Annotated in this window: 12 protein-coding genes; 5 read left to right on the top strand and 7 right to left on the bottom strand. The window is 65.0% G+C overall.

The genetic code is table 11. The annotated features are described in order from the left end of the window. Window positions 1–82: 82 nt before the first annotated feature. On the bottom strand, window positions 83–2,878 hold the full coding sequence (locus HDC29_RS12185; RefSeq protein ID WP_179497904.1) for a TonB-dependent receptor: 2,796 nt from the start codon (window positions 2,876–2,878) through the stop codon (window positions 83–85). 259 nt (window positions 2,879–3,137) lie between these two features. Here HDC29_RS12185 and HDC29_RS12180 point away from each other — a divergent pair, with 259 nt between their 5' ends. From HDC29_RS12180 to HDC29_RS12170, 3 genes are read left to right on the top strand one after another with little or no spacing between them, the layout of a single operon-like run. Then, window positions 3,138–4,517 (top strand): pectate lyase, encoded by a 1,380-nt coding sequence (locus HDC29_RS12180; protein WP_179497902.1) that lies wholly within the window; start codon window positions 3,138–3,140, stop codon window positions 4,515–4,517. Next, on the top strand, window positions 4,514–4,915 hold the full coding sequence (locus HDC29_RS12175; RefSeq protein ID WP_179497901.1) for a cupin domain-containing protein: 402 nt from the start codon (window positions 4,514–4,516) through the stop codon (window positions 4,913–4,915). The genes HDC29_RS12180 and HDC29_RS12175 overlap by 4 nt, the downstream gene beginning before the upstream one ends. Beyond that, window positions 4,912–5,883, top strand: a complete 972-nt coding sequence (locus HDC29_RS12170; protein ID WP_179497899.1) for an alpha/beta hydrolase — start codon at window positions 4,912–4,914, stop codon at window positions 5,881–5,883. Before HDC29_RS12175 ends, HDC29_RS12170 begins: the two co-directional genes overlap by 4 nt. Before the next feature lie 94 nt (window positions 5,884–5,977). Here the strand turns inward: HDC29_RS12170 and HDC29_RS12165 are convergent, their stop codons facing one another. From HDC29_RS12165 to kduI, 4 genes are all read right to left on the bottom strand, one after another. Continuing rightward, a complete protein-coding gene (locus HDC29_RS12165) occupies window positions 5,978–7,417 on the bottom strand; it encodes a carboxylesterase/lipase family protein (protein WP_179497897.1) in 1,440 nt (479 codons plus the stop codon). After that, entirely contained in the window at window positions 7,404–8,417 is a 1,014-nt protein-coding gene (locus HDC29_RS12160; RefSeq protein ID WP_179497895.1) for a sugar kinase, read from the bottom strand. Before HDC29_RS12160 ends, HDC29_RS12165 begins: the two co-directional genes overlap by 14 nt. A 106-nt stretch (window positions 8,418–8,523) precedes the next feature. Then, the gene (gene kduD / locus HDC29_RS12155; protein ID WP_179497893.1) at window positions 8,524–9,276 is read right to left on the bottom strand and encodes a 2-dehydro-3-deoxy-D-gluconate 5-dehydrogenase KduD; all 753 of its coding nucleotides are present in this window, start codon (window positions 9,274–9,276) and stop codon (window positions 8,524–8,526) included. Window positions 9,277–9,369: 93 nt separating this feature from the next. Then, window positions 9,370–10,212, bottom strand: coding sequence for a 5-dehydro-4-deoxy-D-glucuronate isomerase (gene kduI / locus HDC29_RS12150; protein WP_179497890.1), 843 nt, complete (start codon window positions 10,210–10,212; stop codon window positions 9,370–9,372). A gap of 169 nt (window positions 10,213–10,381) precedes the next feature. Between kduI and HDC29_RS12145 the strand changes: the two genes are divergently transcribed. Further along, window positions 10,382–11,437, top strand: coding sequence for a LacI family DNA-binding transcriptional regulator (locus tag HDC29_RS12145; RefSeq protein WP_179497888.1), 1,056 nt, complete (start codon window positions 10,382–10,384; stop codon window positions 11,435–11,437). Here HDC29_RS12145 and HDC29_RS12140 read toward each other — a convergent pair. Together HDC29_RS12140 and HDC29_RS12135 are read right to left on the bottom strand one after the other, a co-directional pair. Then, window positions 11,434–13,119 (bottom strand): hypothetical protein, encoded by a 1,686-nt coding sequence (locus tag HDC29_RS12140; protein ID WP_179497886.1) that lies wholly within the window; start codon window positions 13,117–13,119, stop codon window positions 11,434–11,436. The genes HDC29_RS12145 and HDC29_RS12140 overlap by 4 nt on opposite strands. Window positions 13,120–13,201: 82 nt before the next feature. Further along, window positions 13,202–15,814 (bottom strand): TonB-dependent receptor, encoded by a 2,613-nt coding sequence (locus tag HDC29_RS12135; RefSeq protein ID WP_179497884.1) that lies wholly within the window; start codon window positions 15,812–15,814, stop codon window positions 13,202–13,204. A gap of 361 nt (window positions 15,815–16,175) precedes the next feature. On the opposite strand from HDC29_RS12135, the gene HDC29_RS12130 reads away from it, so the two are divergent. Further along, on the top strand, window positions 16,176–17,354 hold the full coding sequence (locus HDC29_RS12130) for an efflux RND transporter periplasmic adaptor subunit (RefSeq protein WP_179497882.1): 1,179 nt from the start codon (window positions 16,176–16,178) through the stop codon (window positions 17,352–17,354). The last annotated feature ends 3 nt before the right edge of the window (window positions 17,355–17,357 follow it).

Genomic DNA, 17,357 nt, shown 5'->3' with positions numbered 1-17,357 from the left:
TCGGTCACCTCTTTCTCCTGAAAAAAGAAAGGCCCGGTTCCCTGAAGACGGAACCGGGCCCCACCGGGACGAACCCTTCGCGTCAGATCTTGAACCGCGCCCCGAACAGGAAGGTGCGGCCGTAGTGGTTGTTCTCGTAATTGCGCTCGGCGAAAATATCGTTGAAGCGATAGCGATAATCGTCGGTCAGATTGGTGCCCTCGATCGACAGTTCGAGCTGCTCGGTCACCTGATAGCGGATCGAGGCATCGACGTTGAACGAGCTGCCATAGCCTTCGAAGATATTGTTGTTGCCGCTGGTGCTGTCGTTGTAGCCGCTGCGCCACGCCGCAGAGGTGCGGATCGAGAATTTGCCGTCGTCATAATAGACGGTGGCGTTCCACGCACGCTTGGCGAGCCCGAGCAGCGGCTGGGTATAGGTGTCCGCGGGTTGCGCTTCGAGCCGGTTGTCAGTCGGATCATAGGCCAGCGGACCGGGGACGGTGTAATCGACATCGCTCTTCACGAAGGTCGCGTTGCCGAGCACGCCGAAGTGGCGCAGCGAGTCCGAGAAGACCGAGAAGGGCAGCTGCAACGACAGTTCCACGCCCTTCAAATTGGCCCCCGGCCCGTTACCGGTCGTTCGATATTCGAATTCCCGGTTGGGATCGGCGCCGTCAACAACCGCAATATATGCCGGCGTTCCGGGCGTGAGCGGCGGCAACGGCACGGGGCTCGATGCGAAAGTGCCCTGGGTAGAGGTCCCGAGCGGGAAGCTCTCGATATCCTTCGCGAACAGCGCGACCGACGCAAGGGCGCCCGGCGCGAAATACCATTCGGCCGCGAGATCGAAGGTCGTTGCCCGATATGGTTCGATAAAGGGATTGCCCGTCGTGACGCGGAAGTTGAATTGATCGACCGACGCGCTGGGCGACAGCGTGCCCAGTGTCGGGCGCGTCATCACCTTCGCGATCGCTCCGCGCAGGATGATGGTCTCGGTCGGGTGGAGATTCACGTTGAACGACGGCAGCCAGTCGTCATAGCTGCGTTTGACGGTAACGAACGAGCCCCCGGTGAATCCCGACGACGACTGGTCGGTCTTGACGTAGCGCACCCCGGCGTTGCCGGTCAGGCGCATGCCGAGCAGGTCGGTTTCGAATTCGGTCATGAACCAGCCGCCATAGGTCTTTTCGGTGACCGCGCGCTGCTGCCCCTCCTGAAGCACGGCAGGACGACCATAAAGGTCGATCAGTGCGGTGCCCGCGTCGAGGTCGGGAACGACCCACGCGTTGGTGTTGCCGTCAGGCTGGCCCGCATCGCCGAGGTTGAAGATTTCGGCAATGTCCGATGTCACCGGCAGGCCGTTGGTACCCGGCGCGCAGGTGAAGGCCGCGCAATAGGTGCTGTCGCGGCTGAACTGGACGGTGTCGAAATCGAACTGACGATAGAAGCCGCCCGCGAGCAGCTTGAACCGGTCGGCGACGTCCCAGTCGAAGTCGGCGGCGAAGGTCTTGAACTTGTTCGTCTGGTACGACGGGCGATCGCGGAATTCGGCAAGCTCGAACGCCTCCGGGTCCTCGATCCCGGGACCGAAGCTGAGCACCGGATATTTCATGTTGGAATAGTCGAAACGGTATCCGGTCGCATCGCGATCGTCGAAGGCGAGCGTCGTTTCGACCGGAATATCGGCCTGCGACTTGGAGAAGCCCGCGAGCAGGTTCACCCCCAGCGTATCGGTCAGCCTTTGTTCCAGCCGGCCCGAGATCTGGTAGAATTCGGTCTCGCTCTGGCGCGAATAACGTTCGGTGCGGACATAGACATTGTCGAGGTCGGCCGCGATCAGATTGTTATTCGCATCAATCGTGTAGTTCGACAGGTCGATCGAACGCTCGTTGCTGCGCAGCAACACTTCGCCCCAATATTCGTCGCGCGTTTCCTTGAACTTCGAATAGAGGCCGTCGATCGAAATGCTGGTGTTCTCGCTCGGCTCGAACTGGATCGACGCCGTCGCGCCGAGACGCGAGCGGTCGTGGTGGACGAGGCCATAGCGCGGAATGCGCGGGTGAAAGGCTTCGGCGACCTCGATGCAGCCGTCCGAGGGATTGGCGACGAAATCGGAACCCGAAAGACAGGTCACGCCATCGACGCTGCGGAACGGCGCCTGCGCCCAGCGCACCGTGTTGTTGCCAAGCTCGTCCGTCCCATAGTCGGACCAGGCGATCGACGCCGACACGCCGAAGGTGCGATCGGCGTTCGTCCAGGCGATGAGGCCCGCGAGGCGCGGATCGACATCCTTGGTCAGATCATTGTAGCGCGCCTGCGCCGAGCCGACGAGCGTCAACCCTTCCTTGCCGCCGAGCGGATTGCCAGTGTTGAGATCGACGACGGCCCCCAGCGAACCCTCGTCGAGCGAGGCCGATGCCGTCTTGTGGACGACGAGCGAGGTGAACAGTTCGGAGGCGAAGACGTTGAAGTCGAACGCGCGGTCGCGGTTCGCCGACGCGCCGTCGGTCGAGGTCGCGATCGTTTCCATCCCGTTGAGACGGACGCGGGTGAATTGCGCGCCGAGCCCGCGCACGGTGATCGCACGGCCTTCGCCGGCGTCGCGCTGGATGGAGATACCGGGGATGCGCTGGAGCGATTCGGCGAGATTCTGGTCGGGGAATTTCGCGATATCCTCCGCGACGATGACATCGACCGCCGAAATCGAATCGCGCTTTTGATCGAGCGCCTTGTCGAGCGATGCGCGAAAGCCGGTGACGACGATCTCGTCTTCGCTCGCGACGGCCTCGCCGGCGGCGTCCTGCGACCAGGCCGGCCCGACGGTCAACGCCGCAAGCGATGCGCCGCACGCCAGCCGGGTCAAAGTGCGAATGCTCCGCATTGCATGAATAGCCATTATCATCCTCCCTTAATCGCCCCGGATCTCGCTCGTGCAAGAAATGACACCGGTTACTTTATTGGATGGAGCGATTTGGCGAATCGCGCCATCCTTTGATTTTTTCAGAGAGCGATGGCGGACGCCAACCAGTGTGGCGAACCGGATCAGACCCTCTCCCTTGGAAATATTTTCTCGTTGACCGATTGGGGTAACCGGTGTCAGGAAGATTGAAGGATACGGGCAGCCGTGTCAATACCCAAAGAAGAGGGAGAGAAATATGCGCCGGAAACCTTGGATTACTGCGCTTTTTCTGGCGCTCGCGATGCCGGGTACGCCGGCATTGGCAACCCACGCCGCGCCATCGGCCTTCCCCGGCGCGGTCGGTCCGGCGGCGACGACGGCGGGTGGGCGCGGCGGCAAGATCCTGCGCGTAACGACGCTGGCGCCCGATGGTCCGGGGTCGCTGAAGGCGGCGATCGAGACGCCGGGGCCGCGCATCGTCGTGTTCGAGGTCGGCGGCGTGATCGACATGGGCCGCAGGACGATCGACATCACCCATCCCTATCTGACGATCGCCGGCCAGACCGCGCCCGGCCCCGGCATCACCCTGATCCGCACCGGCATCGACGTGAAGACGCACGACGTGGTGATGCGCCACCTGCGCGTCTATACCGGCGCCGACGGCCAGCCGAAGCGCAGCGGCTGGGAGGCCGACGCCTTTTCGACCGTCGCGGCACAGAATGTCATCGTCGACCATTGCACCTTCCTGTGGGCGATCGACGAGAATATGTCGGCGTCGGGTCCGCGCTTCACCGGCAAGAATGTCGAGGAATGGCGCAAGGGGACGAGCCACAATATCACCTTTTCGAACAATCTCGCCGCCGAGGGACTCGCCGATGCGAGCCATCCGAAGGGCGAGCATAGCAAGGGATCGCTGATCCACGACAATGCGACGGGGATCGTCTTTTATCGCAATATCTGGGCGCATAATGTCGAGCGCGCGCCGCTGGTAAAGGGCGGGGCGCAGGTGTTGATGGTCAACAACCTGATCTATAACCCCAAACATCGCGCGGTGCATTACAACCTGATGAACCTCGAATGGGTCGGGCACGACTATGTGACGGGCGAGATCACCGCGATCGGCAATGTCATGCGCGGCGGCAACGACACCGACGAAGGCCTGCCCTTCCTGATGCTGGGCGGCGACGGCGACCTCGACTATTATGGCAAGGACAATCTGGCGGTCGATCGCCACGGCAATGCGCTTCCCGAATTCGGCCGCTATGGCGAGACGCAGGCGAAACTGATCCGCGCCAAGGCGCCGCTCGCGCCGGTCGATGGTTACAAGATCCTGCCGGTGCGCGATGTCGAGACCTCGGTGCTGTCGACCGCGGGCGCCCGGCCGTGGGCGCGCGACGCAGAGGAGATTCGCGTGCTGTTCTTTGTCGCCGAAGGGCGCGGCGACATCATCGACGATGAAAGGGAAGTCAGCGCCTATCCCAAGGTCGAAGCGCCAGTACGCGCGCGCTTCGTCGAACAGGATTGGGATCTGGCGACAATGGAACCGAAATCGGGCCGCTACCCCGGCCAGACCGCGCCGATGCCGCAGGAACATCTGTCGGCGCGCGATCGCGAATCGCGCGGAGAGGCGCAATGAGCGCGCTGCTCGCGATCATGCTCGCAGGCGCCGCCGCCCCGGCAATGGTCGTGATCGACGAAGCGGCGACGATTCGCGAGGAAGCCCCGCCGCACGGGGCGATCGGCATGTCCACGGCATATCGGATCAGCGATGCGGTTCCCGCGCCGCGCAGCTTCGAATTCCGCAAGCGCGCGCTGCACGTCGGCGCCGCGATCGGCATCCACGCAATCGACCATGACGAGATCTATTATGTCCTGTCGGGCACGGGCGTCGTTCATTCGGACGGCGAGGAAAGCGAATTGAAAACCGGGTCCGCGGCATGGCTCTACAAGGGCGCGAAGGTCGGTATCCGCCAGACGGGCGGCGAGCCGCTGGTGCTGATCATCGCCTATCCGAACAAGGCGGGCGCACGATGAGCGTCGGTCGCCGCGCGCTGCTGACCGCCAGCCTTGCGCTGCCCTTCGCGAGCGCGGCCGCCCGCGAAGCGTGGACCCGCCCGGCCGGCCTCGCGCCCGATGCAAGCCTGTCGCTTTGGCCCGAGGGCCATATCGCGCCGCCCGCGGGCCTTGTCGAAAGGGTCGTGCAGCGGAGCGACGACGAGCGCGCGAGCGATCGGATGCTCGAAGGCATCACGCGCCCACGGCTCGACATCTTCCGCCCCGCAAAGCCCAATGGCGCGGCCGTGATCCTCGCGCCGGGCGGCGGTTATCGTTATGTCGTGGTCGACAAGGAAGGCTATGAGCTCGCGCGCTGGCTGAGCGCGCGCGGCGTTACCGTCTATGTGCTTTTCTATCGCCTGCCCGGCGACGGCTGGGCGAACGGGTCCGACGTCCCGCTCGCCGACGCGCAGCGCGCGGTGCGGCTGGTGCGCAGCCGCGCGGCGCTCGACGGCATCGACCCGGCGCGCGTCGCCTTTGGCGGATTTTCGGCGGGCGGGCAGGTCGCGACGAGCCTGCTAACGCGCTTCGACGCGAAGGTCTATGACCCGGTCGATGCGGCCGATGCGCTGTCGGGACGGCCCGACGCGCTCGCCGCCATCTATCCCGTCGTGTCGATGGCCCCGGCGATCGCGCATGCGATGAGCCGCGAGAAGCTGATCGGCGCGAGCCCCGACGCGGCGCGCGAAAAGCTCTACTCGCCCGAACGCAATGTCCGCGCCGACCAGCCGCCGGTCTGGCTGCTCCACGCCGAGGACGATGATGTCGTGAAGGTCGAAAACAGCGTGCGGCTGCGCGAGGCGACCCGCGGCATCGGGACGCCGGTCGAGGCGCATTTCTTCGAGCGCGGCGGGCATGGCTTCGGGCTGATGAAGACCGCGGGGCTGCCCGTCGCGATCTGGCCCGAGCTATTGTGGAACTGGCTAGGGTCGCACGGGATCGTCTAGCTGTCGTCATTGCGAGCGAAGCGAAGCAATCCAGGGTGGTTACCGCAGGCGCTGGATTGCCGCGCCGCCTTCGGCGCCTCGCAATGACGGAGTCCTATGTGCCCGGCTGGATATAGGGCACGCGCGCAAACAGCTCGCGCTCCCATTGGCGGGGATCGCTCTGGACGCGACTGCCCGTATCGAAGATCATCGTCCGTCGTTTATCGAGATCATAGGCCGGCCAGCCCGGATCGCCGGTGCGTGCGAAGCGCACGAAGGCGTCCATGACGCGGTCGCTCATCGCCTGTTGCGCGGGGCTTGGATCGGGCATCGTGCCGAAGCTGAGACCGATGTCGTCGGTGTGCTTCGCACGCTCGAAATCGAGCTGGTAGACGAAAGCGGGCGCGCCGGCGCGGGCGCGCGCCTCGGCTTCCTCTACCTGTCCGCGCCAGCTACGCGCGGCGGTAACGATGCGGTGGAAGAGTTCGAGCGGTTCCGCGTTCGGATAATGCGTGCGGAATCGTTCGACGACCCATGAGGGTTCGATATCGATCCGCATCTCGGGCGCGATGCGTGCGGCCAGATTGTCGAAGCCGAGACCCGCGAGTTGCTCGCCGTCCGGTGCATAGAAAGCGCGCGTTTCCATCACCGTATTGCCGAGCATCATGGGGATCCCGAGCGATTGCGGCGCGGCGTCGGGCCAGAAGGGATGGCGCGTCAGGTGCTTCATGTCGAGCACGGGGCCCATGTAGACGCTGCCCCCCAGGATCGGATCGGTCGCCGCCAGCGCGGCGATCAGCTGCTCGACCGGCGCGGTCGCGGGATCGACGCCCCTGCCCAGCTGGCCCAGAAACGCCTGCGCGCGCTTCGTCGCGTTGAGCGGACCCGAGGCGGTGACCTGCTGCCCGCTCATCGTGATCGCTTTGTGGAACAGGCTCTTGGCTTCGGGCATCGCCATCAAGGTCGCGATCTTCGCGCCGCCGCCCGACTGGCCGAAGACGGTGACATTGCCCGGATCGCCGCCAAAGGCCGCAATATTCCGCTGAATCCATTGCAGCGCGGCGATCAGGTCGAGCTGCCCCGCGTTGCCACTGTCGGGAAAACGCGGATCGAGCCCGGCGAGATAGAGATAGCCGAGCGCGTTCAGCCGGTGGTTGACCGTAACGACGACGACATCGCCGCGCGCTGCGAGCGCCGCGCCATCGTTGACGGGATCGGTGACGCTGCCGGTCGAATAGGCTCCGCCATGGAAATAGACCATGACCGGGCATTTCGCCTTGCCCTCGACCGACGGCGTCCAGAGGTTGAGGAACAGGCAGTCTTCGGACTGCGGCCGATAGCGATCGCCGCGCTGCGGGCAGGCGGGACCGAAGTCGGCCAGCGCGATGCGATTGTCGAGCAGCGCGACGGGCGCTTCGAAACGCCTCGCCCTGCCATAGCGGATACCCTTGAACGTGCGAACCTCGCCGCCGGTCCGCGCGAGAAGCGGCGGCGCGAACATGGCGGCCGCACTTGCCGTCATCATCGCGCGACGGGTCAGCTCAGCGCCGGACATCGAGCCCGCCGCCGTGAAAGGCGTCGATATCGGCTTGCCCGAACCCGCTCGCGTCGCCGGGAAGCGAATGTTTGAGCGCGGTCAGCGCGAGGCCGCTTGCCGCCATCGCCTGGGCATCGCCTCCTGCCAGGTGCGCGTGGAGCACCCCGGCGGCAAAGGCGTCGCCCGCGCCGATGCGGTCCACGATGCCGGTGACGTCGATCTCGTCGGTCTGGTGGCAAGAGTCGCGAAGATCGATGCGCGCCGCGATCCGGTGATGGTCCGCGGTAAGCGTATGGCGCGCGGTCGAGGCGATCAGCTTGAGACCCGCGAAGGCGGCGAAGCCCGCTTCGGCCGCCTCGCGTCGCCGGTCCTCGCCCTCGCCGCTGAACTGCTGTCCGAGCACCAGCGACAGGTCGCGATGGTTGCCGAAAAGGATGTCGGCGGTGCCGATCAGCTCGGAGAGAATGGCGCGCGGGTCGCTGTCCCATGCCTCCCACAGCATCGCGCGGTAATTGCCGTCGAAGCTGATGGGCACCCCGAGCCGTTTCGCCGCGCGCGCCGCGCTGAGCGCCGCCTCGGCCGAGCGCGGCCCGAGCGCGGGGGTGATGCCGGAGAGGTGGAGCAGGCCGGCACGCTCGAGCAAGCGGTCGAAATCATAATCCTCGGGACCGGTGGCGGCGAAGCTCGATCCGGCACGGTCATAGACGATTTCGGACGACCGCAGCCCGGCACCGACGCTGAGGAAATAAAGCCCCATGCGGCCCGCACCGGTGGTGACGGCGGTGCAATCGACGCCTGCGCCGCGCACCGCCGCCACTGCTCCGCGACCCAGAGCATTGGGTGGAATCCGGCTGACCATCGCGCAATCATGGCCCAGATGCGCAAGGCCGATCGCCACATTCGCTTCGGCCCCGCCGACGTGCAGCGCCAGCGACGGCGACTGCATCAGCAGTTCGTTGCCCGGCGCGGTCAGGCGGATCAGCAATTCGCCGAAAAAGACCAGCTTGCCTTGCGCCATCCCCAACTCCGTTTTGCCCCCAGCTTGTCGAAGGGCCGTTCTTCTTGTGGACTCAAAAGGCAGAACGGTGCTTCGACAAGCTCGGCACGAACGGCTTTGAGACTGTTTATCGCGCGAGCCAACCGCCGTCGACGGCGAGGATATGGCCCTGCACATAGTCCGACGCCGATGACGCAAGGAAGACTGCGGCACCGCCGATGTCGGCGGGATCGCCCCAGCGGGCCGCCGGGATGCGCTCCATGATCTGGCGGTTGCGCGTTTCGTCGGATTGCAGCGCGGCGGTGTTGTTCGTCGCGATATAGCCGGGCGCGATCGCATTGACCTGCACGCCCTTTGCCGCCCATTCGTTCGCGAGCAGCTTGGTGAGGCCGCCGACCCCCGATTTCGACGCGGTATAGCTCGGCACGCGGATGCCGCCCTGGAAGGTCAGCATCGAGGCGATGTTGATGATCTTGCCCGAGCCGCGCGCGATCATGTGGCGCCCGACGCTCTGACACAGGAAGAAGAGCGTCTTCAAATTGGTGTCCATCACCGCGTCCCAGTCTTCCTCGGTGAAGTCGACCGCGTCGGCGCGGCGGATGATGCCGGCATTGTTGACGAGGATGTCGATGCGGCCGAATTCGGCGAGCACCGCATCGACGAGCGGCTGCACCGCGCCGACGCTCGACAGGTCGGCGGCGAAGTTCTCGGCCCGGCGGCCGAGCCCGCGCACCTTGCCAACGGTCTCGTCGGCGGGCGAGCGGCCCGCGGCGGCGACATCGGCCCCCGCTTCGGCGAGCGCGAGCGCGATCCCCTGCCCGATGCCGGTGTTGGCGCCGGTGACGAGCGCGACTTTTCCTGTGAGATCGAACATCGTCATCCTCTTACCCTTCGCCCTGCCGGATTTGATCCGGCATCCATTCCCGCCATGTCGCCTGGACCCCGGATCAAGTCCGGGGTGACGATAAGTGGATTACGACAGCTGACAGATGTCGAGGACGTTCATGTCGGTATAGTCCTGATTCTCGCCCGCCATCGCCCAGATGAACGCATAGGATTTCGTGCCCGCGCCCATGTGGATCGACCAGGGCGGGCTGATCACCGCCTCCTCATTCTGCATGACGATGTGGCGCGTCGCCTCGCCCTCGCCCATGAAATGCATGACGCGGTCGGTATCGACATTGTCGAGCTCGAAATAGAAATAAATCTCGCTGCGCCGCTCGTGGATGTGCGGCGGCATTGTGTTCCAGACGCTGCCTTCCTTGAGCACGGTCAGCCCCATGACGAGCTGCGCGCTGTCGCACACGCCCGGAATGACGAGCTGGAAGATCGTGCGCTCGTTCGATTCGGCGAGGCTGCCGCGGTCGAGCGCATTGGCGTCGGCGATGCCGAGCTTGCGCGTCGTGAACGCCTTGTGCGCCGGGCACGACGCCAGATAATAGCGCGCGCCCTGCCCTGAAAATTCGACGTCCTTCGCGCCCATCGTCACATAGAGGCAATCCTTGTTGCCGAGCGTGAAGCTCTCGCCGTCAACGGTGACGGTGCCCTCCACCGACGAGACGTTGACGATCGCGAGTTCGCGGCGCTCGAGGAACGGGTGGCCCGCGGCCGACGGCGGCTCGGTCTGCGCCGGCAGCTTGACCGGTGCGCCGCCCACCGCGACGCCGCCGATGACGAAGCGGTCGGCGTGGGTGTAATTGAGGACGCACTCCCCTTCACGGAACAGATTCTGGATCAGGTAGCGATCGCGCAATTCCGCATTCGACACTTCCTCCATCATCACGGGGTGGGTGGCGTAATAGGTCTTGGAAAACATGGGATCGCATCCTCGCTCGATATTTCTGGCTTGTCGCCTTGCTAGTTTTGATGGTAACCGGTGTCAAGAGGTGTTGGCACCCCGCCGGGCGTTGATTTTACGCGTCCGAGCGCCCATCAACACAGGAAAGCGCGGGCCTGGCCAGGGGCTTGCAGGGGAAAGACAGAATATGGCGGCACAAAATAAGGGGCCGGGGGGCAAACAGCCGACGATCAACGATGTCGCGGCGCTTGCGGGGGTTTCGAAAAAGACGGTGAGCCGGGTGATCAACCGCTCCGAATTCCTCACCGACAAGACGCGCGCCGCAGTCGAAAAGGCGATCGAGCAGCTCGGCTTCGTCCCCAATCCGCAGGCACGCGCGCTGGCCTTTCGGCGCAACTTCCTGATCGCCTTGCTCCACGACAATCCCAACGCACAGACGGTGCTCAATTTCCAGCGCGGAGTGCTCGACGCGATCAAGGACAGCGACCTTGCGCTGCTCGTCCGCCCGGTCGATCGCGGGTCGGACAAGATGCTCGAGGACGTGCGCACCTTCCTCGAGAAACAGCGCCCGATCGGCGCGATGCTGTTGCCGCCGATTTCGGAGAATGACGATCTGGCCGCGCTCTGCGAGGACCTCGGCGTGCGTTACGTCCGTATCGGCTCGGCGCGGATCGACGATGCGAAGCACTGCATTTCGTCGAACGACCGCGAGGTCGTCGCCGAGGCGGTGCGCGGACTGATCGCGCTCGGTCATCGCCGCATCGGCTTCGTGCGCGGCCCGGTCGGCTTCCGCTCGGCCGCCGAGCGCGAAGAGGGGTTCCGCGAAGCGCTCGCCGAGGCCGGGCTCGACCTTCCGGCCGAACTCTATGCGCCGGGCAATTACCGCTACACCGCCGGCATCGATGCGGGCGAAGCTCTGCTCTCGCTCGCCGCGCCGCCGACCGCGGTCTTCTGCTCGAACGACGAGATGGCGGCGGGCCTGATGAGCGTCGCGCACGGCAAGGACATCAAGGTGCCGGGCGAACTGTCGATCATCGGCTTCGACGACAGCCCCACCGCGACGCATATCTGGCCCGCGCTCAGCACCGTGCGCTGGCCGATCCGTGAGATGGGTATCCGCGCCGCGCAAACGCTCGTTCCCGATTTCCTGGGGCCGGGCGCCAAGGGTGGGGCCGACGATAGCAATGTCCTCGCCTCGACCTTCGTCGAGCGCCAGTCGGTCACCGCGCCGCCGGCGGACTAGCCCCCGGCGCGCCGGCGCGCGAGCTGATATTCGTAGAGCGACGGCGCGGCATCGACCGCCTGCCCCGTGCCCTCGATATAGGGCGCCGGCGTGTAACTGACCGCGATCTTGCGGTTGGCGTGCAGGCCGACGATCCGCTCGCCCGGCCCTTCGAGCCCGCTCGAAATCATGACCGTCGCATCGGCAGGCACGCTTTCGGGCATCACCAGCCTCGCGTTCCAGAGCGTGTTGTAGAGCCCGTGCCCCGGCTTCCAATAGGGCGCGCCGCCGCCGACCCAGAGCTGATAGTGCCAGCCGTCCTTGCCCTGCTTCGGATCGATGTGCAGTTCGACCTGATCGAACAGATTCTGGTGGTTCGACCCGCTGTGCTGGTCGATCACCGCGTCGCGATCGACGACCGAGCGCAGAAACACCGAGCGTGTCGAGCGCGTGTTGATGCTGACCGGATGGACGACGGGGTTCGCGACCTTCAGATCCTTGACCAGCACATTGTGCACCGCGCCGACATGCACCGAATAATGCGCGCCGCGGTCGCCCGTCGTCGTGATATCGGCAATCGTCAGGCTGGCCGCATTGTCGGTGAGGATGCCGCTGTCCGCCCGGTCGATCGTCAGCCCGCTTATCCAGCCGTCGAAGATGCCGGTCATGTAAATGCCGTTGTAACCCTGCTCCAGATGATGGCCGAACGCCGGCGCCTGGGGAAATTGCAGCCGCAGATTCTGGATGCCGACGTTCGTCAAATGCCGCCAGTCGGCGACCACCGCGGGCTGGTCGGCGCGAACGTCGTGGAGCAAGGGGTCGCCGAGCGTCACCGTCTTTCCCCGGATCGCCGCGATGCGCGTCGCCTGCGCGACCACGGGCCGGTCCGGGAAGGTCCAGTGGTGCGAGCCGATCGGAAGATCGGTGTGACCGTAAAGCGACTTCAAAATCTGGCTCTTGGGCCCGTCGACCGAGAACCACTGGAGTTGCACGACATCGCCGGCCTTGAGCTTGGATGGATCGTCGACCGTCAGCGTGCGGGTAAACTGCTTGCCTGACACGCCGGCCGCGAGCACCGGGTCGCGCACATCCTTCGTCCCGTCGTAGGAGACGGGGCGGCTGCCCTCGGGCGCGACATAGATCATCCCGCCGGCCCAGGTATATTCGGTGAAGAGATAGTCGATATTATGCTGGGGCTCGACCTGCTGCTTCTTCTCGCGCACCAGATAGTCGCGCAGTTCGTCATAATCATGGCTCTTGTCGATCAGCTTCAGCGGGCGCGGGAACCAGAGCTCGCTGCCGCCCGGACCATCGCCCGCGCCGTCGAGAGTGATGTCGCTGCGCGTGATGCGCAGCACTTCGGTGATCTGCGTGCGCCCCTTGGGAAAACGCAGCGTTACCCTGCCCTTCACCGCATTGGCGGCGGCGAGCGCGCGCAACACCGCCTTGCTATCGTCGAGCCCGTCGTCGGGAATCGCACCATGGTCGGTGACCTCGATGATCGTTCCCGCGTCGGCGGGGATGGCGGCGAGGCCGAAGCCATAGCCCGCATAACTGAAGTCGGGCAGCGGATTCGCCGCCATTGTCGCGGCGTCCGAGAGAATTTCGGGCAATTTTGCAGGCTGCGCCTGAAGCGGGAAAGTCAGCGCCGCGCCCAGCGCCAGAACCGAAACAAGGCGCACACGCCGATCACCCGAAATCATAACCCGATAACTCCCTGCGGCTCTTTGGCATGGCGGCGCGCGACCAGTGAAAGGCGGGGCGCCGCCATGCCGGGGACCCGTTTTAAAACTTCGCGCGCACGCCGACCGAAAACCGCCGTTCGGACAGCGCATAGCTGTTGAGCGCGGTCGTGTTGAAATTGCTATACTCGGTCGTCGCCGATTTCTTCGGCAGCAGATTCTGCGCCTGCAGCGACAGCGCGATATTCTTCGTGATGTCGAGCCCGACCTGCGCGTCGAGCTGCGAGCGCGAGCCGACGAAGCTTGGGCGCCCCTGCGAAAATTCGAACACCGCCTCGTCGCGGTAATTATAGGCGAGGCGCGCCGAGAAGGGGCCTTTCTCGTAAAGGCCGACAAGGTTGTAGCTGTTCTTCGACACCGCGACGAGCGGGAAGCCGGCGTTATCCTCGGCATCCGAATAGGTGTAGTTCGCGATCACACCGAAACCGTCGAGCGGCGACGGCAGGAAGTCCATGAACTGCTGGATACCGATCTCGAACCCCTTGATTTTCGCACTCGCAAGATTTTCGGGGCGCGAGAAGGTCAATTCGCGGCCCTGGTCGTCGAGATCGAGGTCGACGCCGGTGGTCACGAAGTTCGCGATGAAATTCTTGATGTCCTTGTAGAAAAGCGCGCCCGAGATCAGCGAGCTTTTCCCCGTATAATATTCGAAGCTGATGTCGGCCTGCGTCGCGATCGGCGGTTCGAGATTCACATTGCCGCCGGTGACCGACAGGTTCGTTGCGTTGAAGAAGGTCGATGGCGCAAGATCGGCGATCGAGGCGCGCTGCATCGTCTGCGAGCCCGAGACGCGGATCAGGAAATCGTCGCTGACGTTGAAGGCGATGTTCGCGCTCGGCAGCACATTGGTATAGCGGTTCTTGTCGGTGACCAGCGTGCTGACGGCGCCGACGTTGACATAGGAATCGACCGACAGGCGCGTTGAGGCGATGCGCACCCCGGCGTTCGCCTTGTATGGAATTCCGGCGATCTCGCCCTCTCCCGACACCATCAGATATCCCGCGAGCGTCTTTTCGCTGAAGTCATAGTCGCGCTGGAGGTTGGGCAGCAACGTCGAACGCCCGTTCGGATCAGGGTTGGGTTCGGCCGCCTGCGCGCGCGTGAAAACATAGTCGAAGGTCGGCGCGGTGCTCAAAAAGCTGCGCGGGAAGGTGCCCGGGATGTCGGACAGGAAATCGCCCGCATCGACAAGCTTCAGATAGGGTTCGATCTCCTCACGCGTCGACGTGACCTGGCTGCGGAAGGCGTTCGAGCGCGCGTGGAGGTCGGTATAGCGCACCCCCGCCGCGATCGTGACGCCGCCCGCGGTCTCGTAACCGACGTCGAGCTTGCCCGTCCATTCCTCGAGCAGGCCGCGCAGGCGGTTGCTGCGTACGCCGTTGTTCGCGGGATTGTACGAGGCGTAATCGGTCGGGTCGAAGGTCCCGCCGAGCGTCAGCGACGGGATCGTCTGGTCGCGGAAATCGAACGCGCCGGGCACGGCGGCGGTCCCCTGCAAGGTGATGATCTGGATCGTCTGGTCGATCGTGCCCTTGCTGTAATAGCCGTCGGCCTCGATCGTCAGCCCGTCGCTCTCATATTTTCCGTTGAGCCCGTAGAGGAAGCTTTCGGTCGGTTCGTTGCGGATCTGCCCCGCAGTGGTGACCGTTCCGTTTGCGTTGCCCGCGACGACCATGCCGTCCTCGACGACGGCACCCGTCACCGGATTGGCGCCGGTGGGCAGGCGGAAGGCGAAGAAATCCTGACGGCGCCCGGTCTTGAGCTTCGAGTAAAGCGCGTCGGCGGTGATCGTGAATTCGGGCGTTACCTCGAACTGGATCGCGCCGTTGAGGCCGAGCCGCGAGCGATCGACGGTGAATTGTTCATATTGGAGCAGCACCGGCGTCGGCTGGACGGTGGTCGTCCCGCCGGCGGTGTAATTGCGGTCGAGGAAATTGTTGCGCTCGAACGTCTGCGTCGTCGAGGTGCGCTTCTGATATTCGCCCGCGATCATGACACCGATGCGGCCGTCGGCGAATTTGGTCGTCGCGAAGCCCGTGATCGCGGGTTCGAACTTGTCCGAATTTTCCGAATAGACGCCCTGCGCGCGCACCGAAATCGTCGGCTCCTTGAACGACAGCGGCTTCGGGGTGACGAGATTGACCGTGCCGCCGAGCCCGCCTTCGGCCTGGCTCGCGAGCGGCGACTTGCGCACTTCGAGGCGACCGAACAGGCTCGACGGCACCGAATCGAGGCCCGACGAGCGGCCGAGCTGGTCGTTCTCGGGCGGCGACAGGCGCGCCGACCAGCCAAGCAACGTGCGGCCGTCGACCTCGACGCGCACCTGTTGCAGGCCGCGGACCGAGACCGACTGGCCTTCGCCGAAGACGCGGGTAATCTGGACCCCGGTGACACGTTGCAGCGCTTCGGCGACGTTCGCGTCGGGAAGCTTGCCGACGTCTTCTGCGGTGATGACGTCGAGCACCTGATCGGCCTCGCGCTTGATGTCGGCCGCCTGTTCGAGCGAAGCACGAATGCCGGTGACGACGATCGCATCCTCTTGGGCTGACGCTGTGGTGTCCTGCGCCCAAGCCGGCGCCATTGCCAGCGCGGCCAGCGATGCGCCGCCCGCGAGCTTCGCCAATGTTCCCGCACCCCATCTTGCCTGAATAGCCATTTCCATCCTCCCACCCGGCAACGGGCAAGTCGCCCGATCGCCCCTGATTTCCCACGGGGATGGCGTCTGACGGCCATTCCCTTGCGAGCCGGCCAACGCGCATCCATTTTCGGTTTCGTTGCCCGGCACTGGTAACCGGTGTCACGAATGATGCGGGAAACAGCGAGCGCGTGTCAAGCAAAAATTGTATGACAACTATCCCATTAGTATGACAACTTTCGGCCGCGGCGCGCGGGATCGCTGCCAACCGAAAAATTGTCGCAAATTGTCGCAACGCGCCCATTGGGCTTGCCAGCGGCGGGGCAATGGGTTGAATAGGCGTAAAACCTCCCCGTTCTGACTTGAAACGAGATTAATCCCTATGCTGGACAAGAGGCCGCTGCTTCGTGCCGGAGCCCTGTGTGCCATCGCCTTGTGTCTTGCCGCCTGTTCCGCCGAAGAGGAAAAGGGCGGACGTGGCGCGCCCGAGGTCGGCTATGTCAGCGTCGCGGTCCAGCCGGTGCCTGTCACCACCTCGCTCGGCGGACGCACGGTCGCCTATGAAACGAGCGAAGTGCGACCGCAGGTCAATGGCCTGATCCGCCGCCGCCTGTTTACCGAGGGCGGTTTCGTCCGCGCGGGCCAGCCGCTCTATCAGATCGACCCCAGCCTCTATCGGGCCGGGGTCGATCAGGCCGCTGCGAACCTCGCCAGCGCGCGCGCCAGCGTGCAGGCGGCCGAAGAGCGCGCCCGCCGCCTCGAACCACTCGCCAAGATGCAGGCGGTCGCCGAGCAGGATTATACCGACGCACTTGCCGAGGCGCGGATGGCGCGCGCGGCGGTCGCGCAGAATAGCGCGGCGCTCGAAACCGCGCGGATCAACCTGCGCTTCGCGACGATCACCGCGCCGATCAGCGGCCGCATCGGCCGATCGCTCGTGACGCCGGGCGGGCTCGTCAGCGCGAGCCAGGCGACGCCGCTCGCGGTGATCCAGCAAACTGATCCGATGTATGTCGACATGCAGCAATCGAGCGCGGAGCTTACCACGCTGCGCCAGGCGATCGAAAGCGGCGGGGTCGATGCCGGCAGCACGTCGGTGCGCCTGCGCCTCGAGGACGGCAGCACCTATGGTTTTGCCGGGACGGTCCAGTTTTCCGACGTCACGGTCAACGAAGCGACCGGCACCGTGACGCTGCGCGCGCGCTTCCCCAATCCCACGGGCGTGTTGCTGCCCGGCATGTTCGTGACCGCGATGTTCGACCAGGCGGTGAACCCGTCGGCGATCCTGCTGCCGCAGGCCGCGGTCCAGCGCGATTTCGACGGTTCCGCCTTCGTCTATCTCGTCGGCAAGGATAACAAGGCGGTGCGGCGCAAGATCGTCGCCGACCGCACGTCCGGTGCCAACTGGGTCGTGACCGACGGGCTGAAACCCGGCGAGCGCGTGATCACGCAGGGAATCGGCAATCTGCGACAGGGCGCAGCCGTCCGCCCCGTGCCCGCGAGCAGCGCACAGCGGGTCGGAACGCCCAAGGGCAGCGGCGCCGGAACGAAGGGCGAATAGCGC

This window comes from Sphingopyxis sp. JAI108 (assembly GCF_013410105.1).
Lineage (GTDB): Bacteria > Pseudomonadota > Alphaproteobacteria > Sphingomonadales > Sphingomonadaceae > Sphingopyxis > Sphingopyxis chilensis.
The sequence above is the reverse complement of the archived record's forward strand: the minus strand, read 5'-3'. Positions and strand labels throughout refer to the sequence as shown.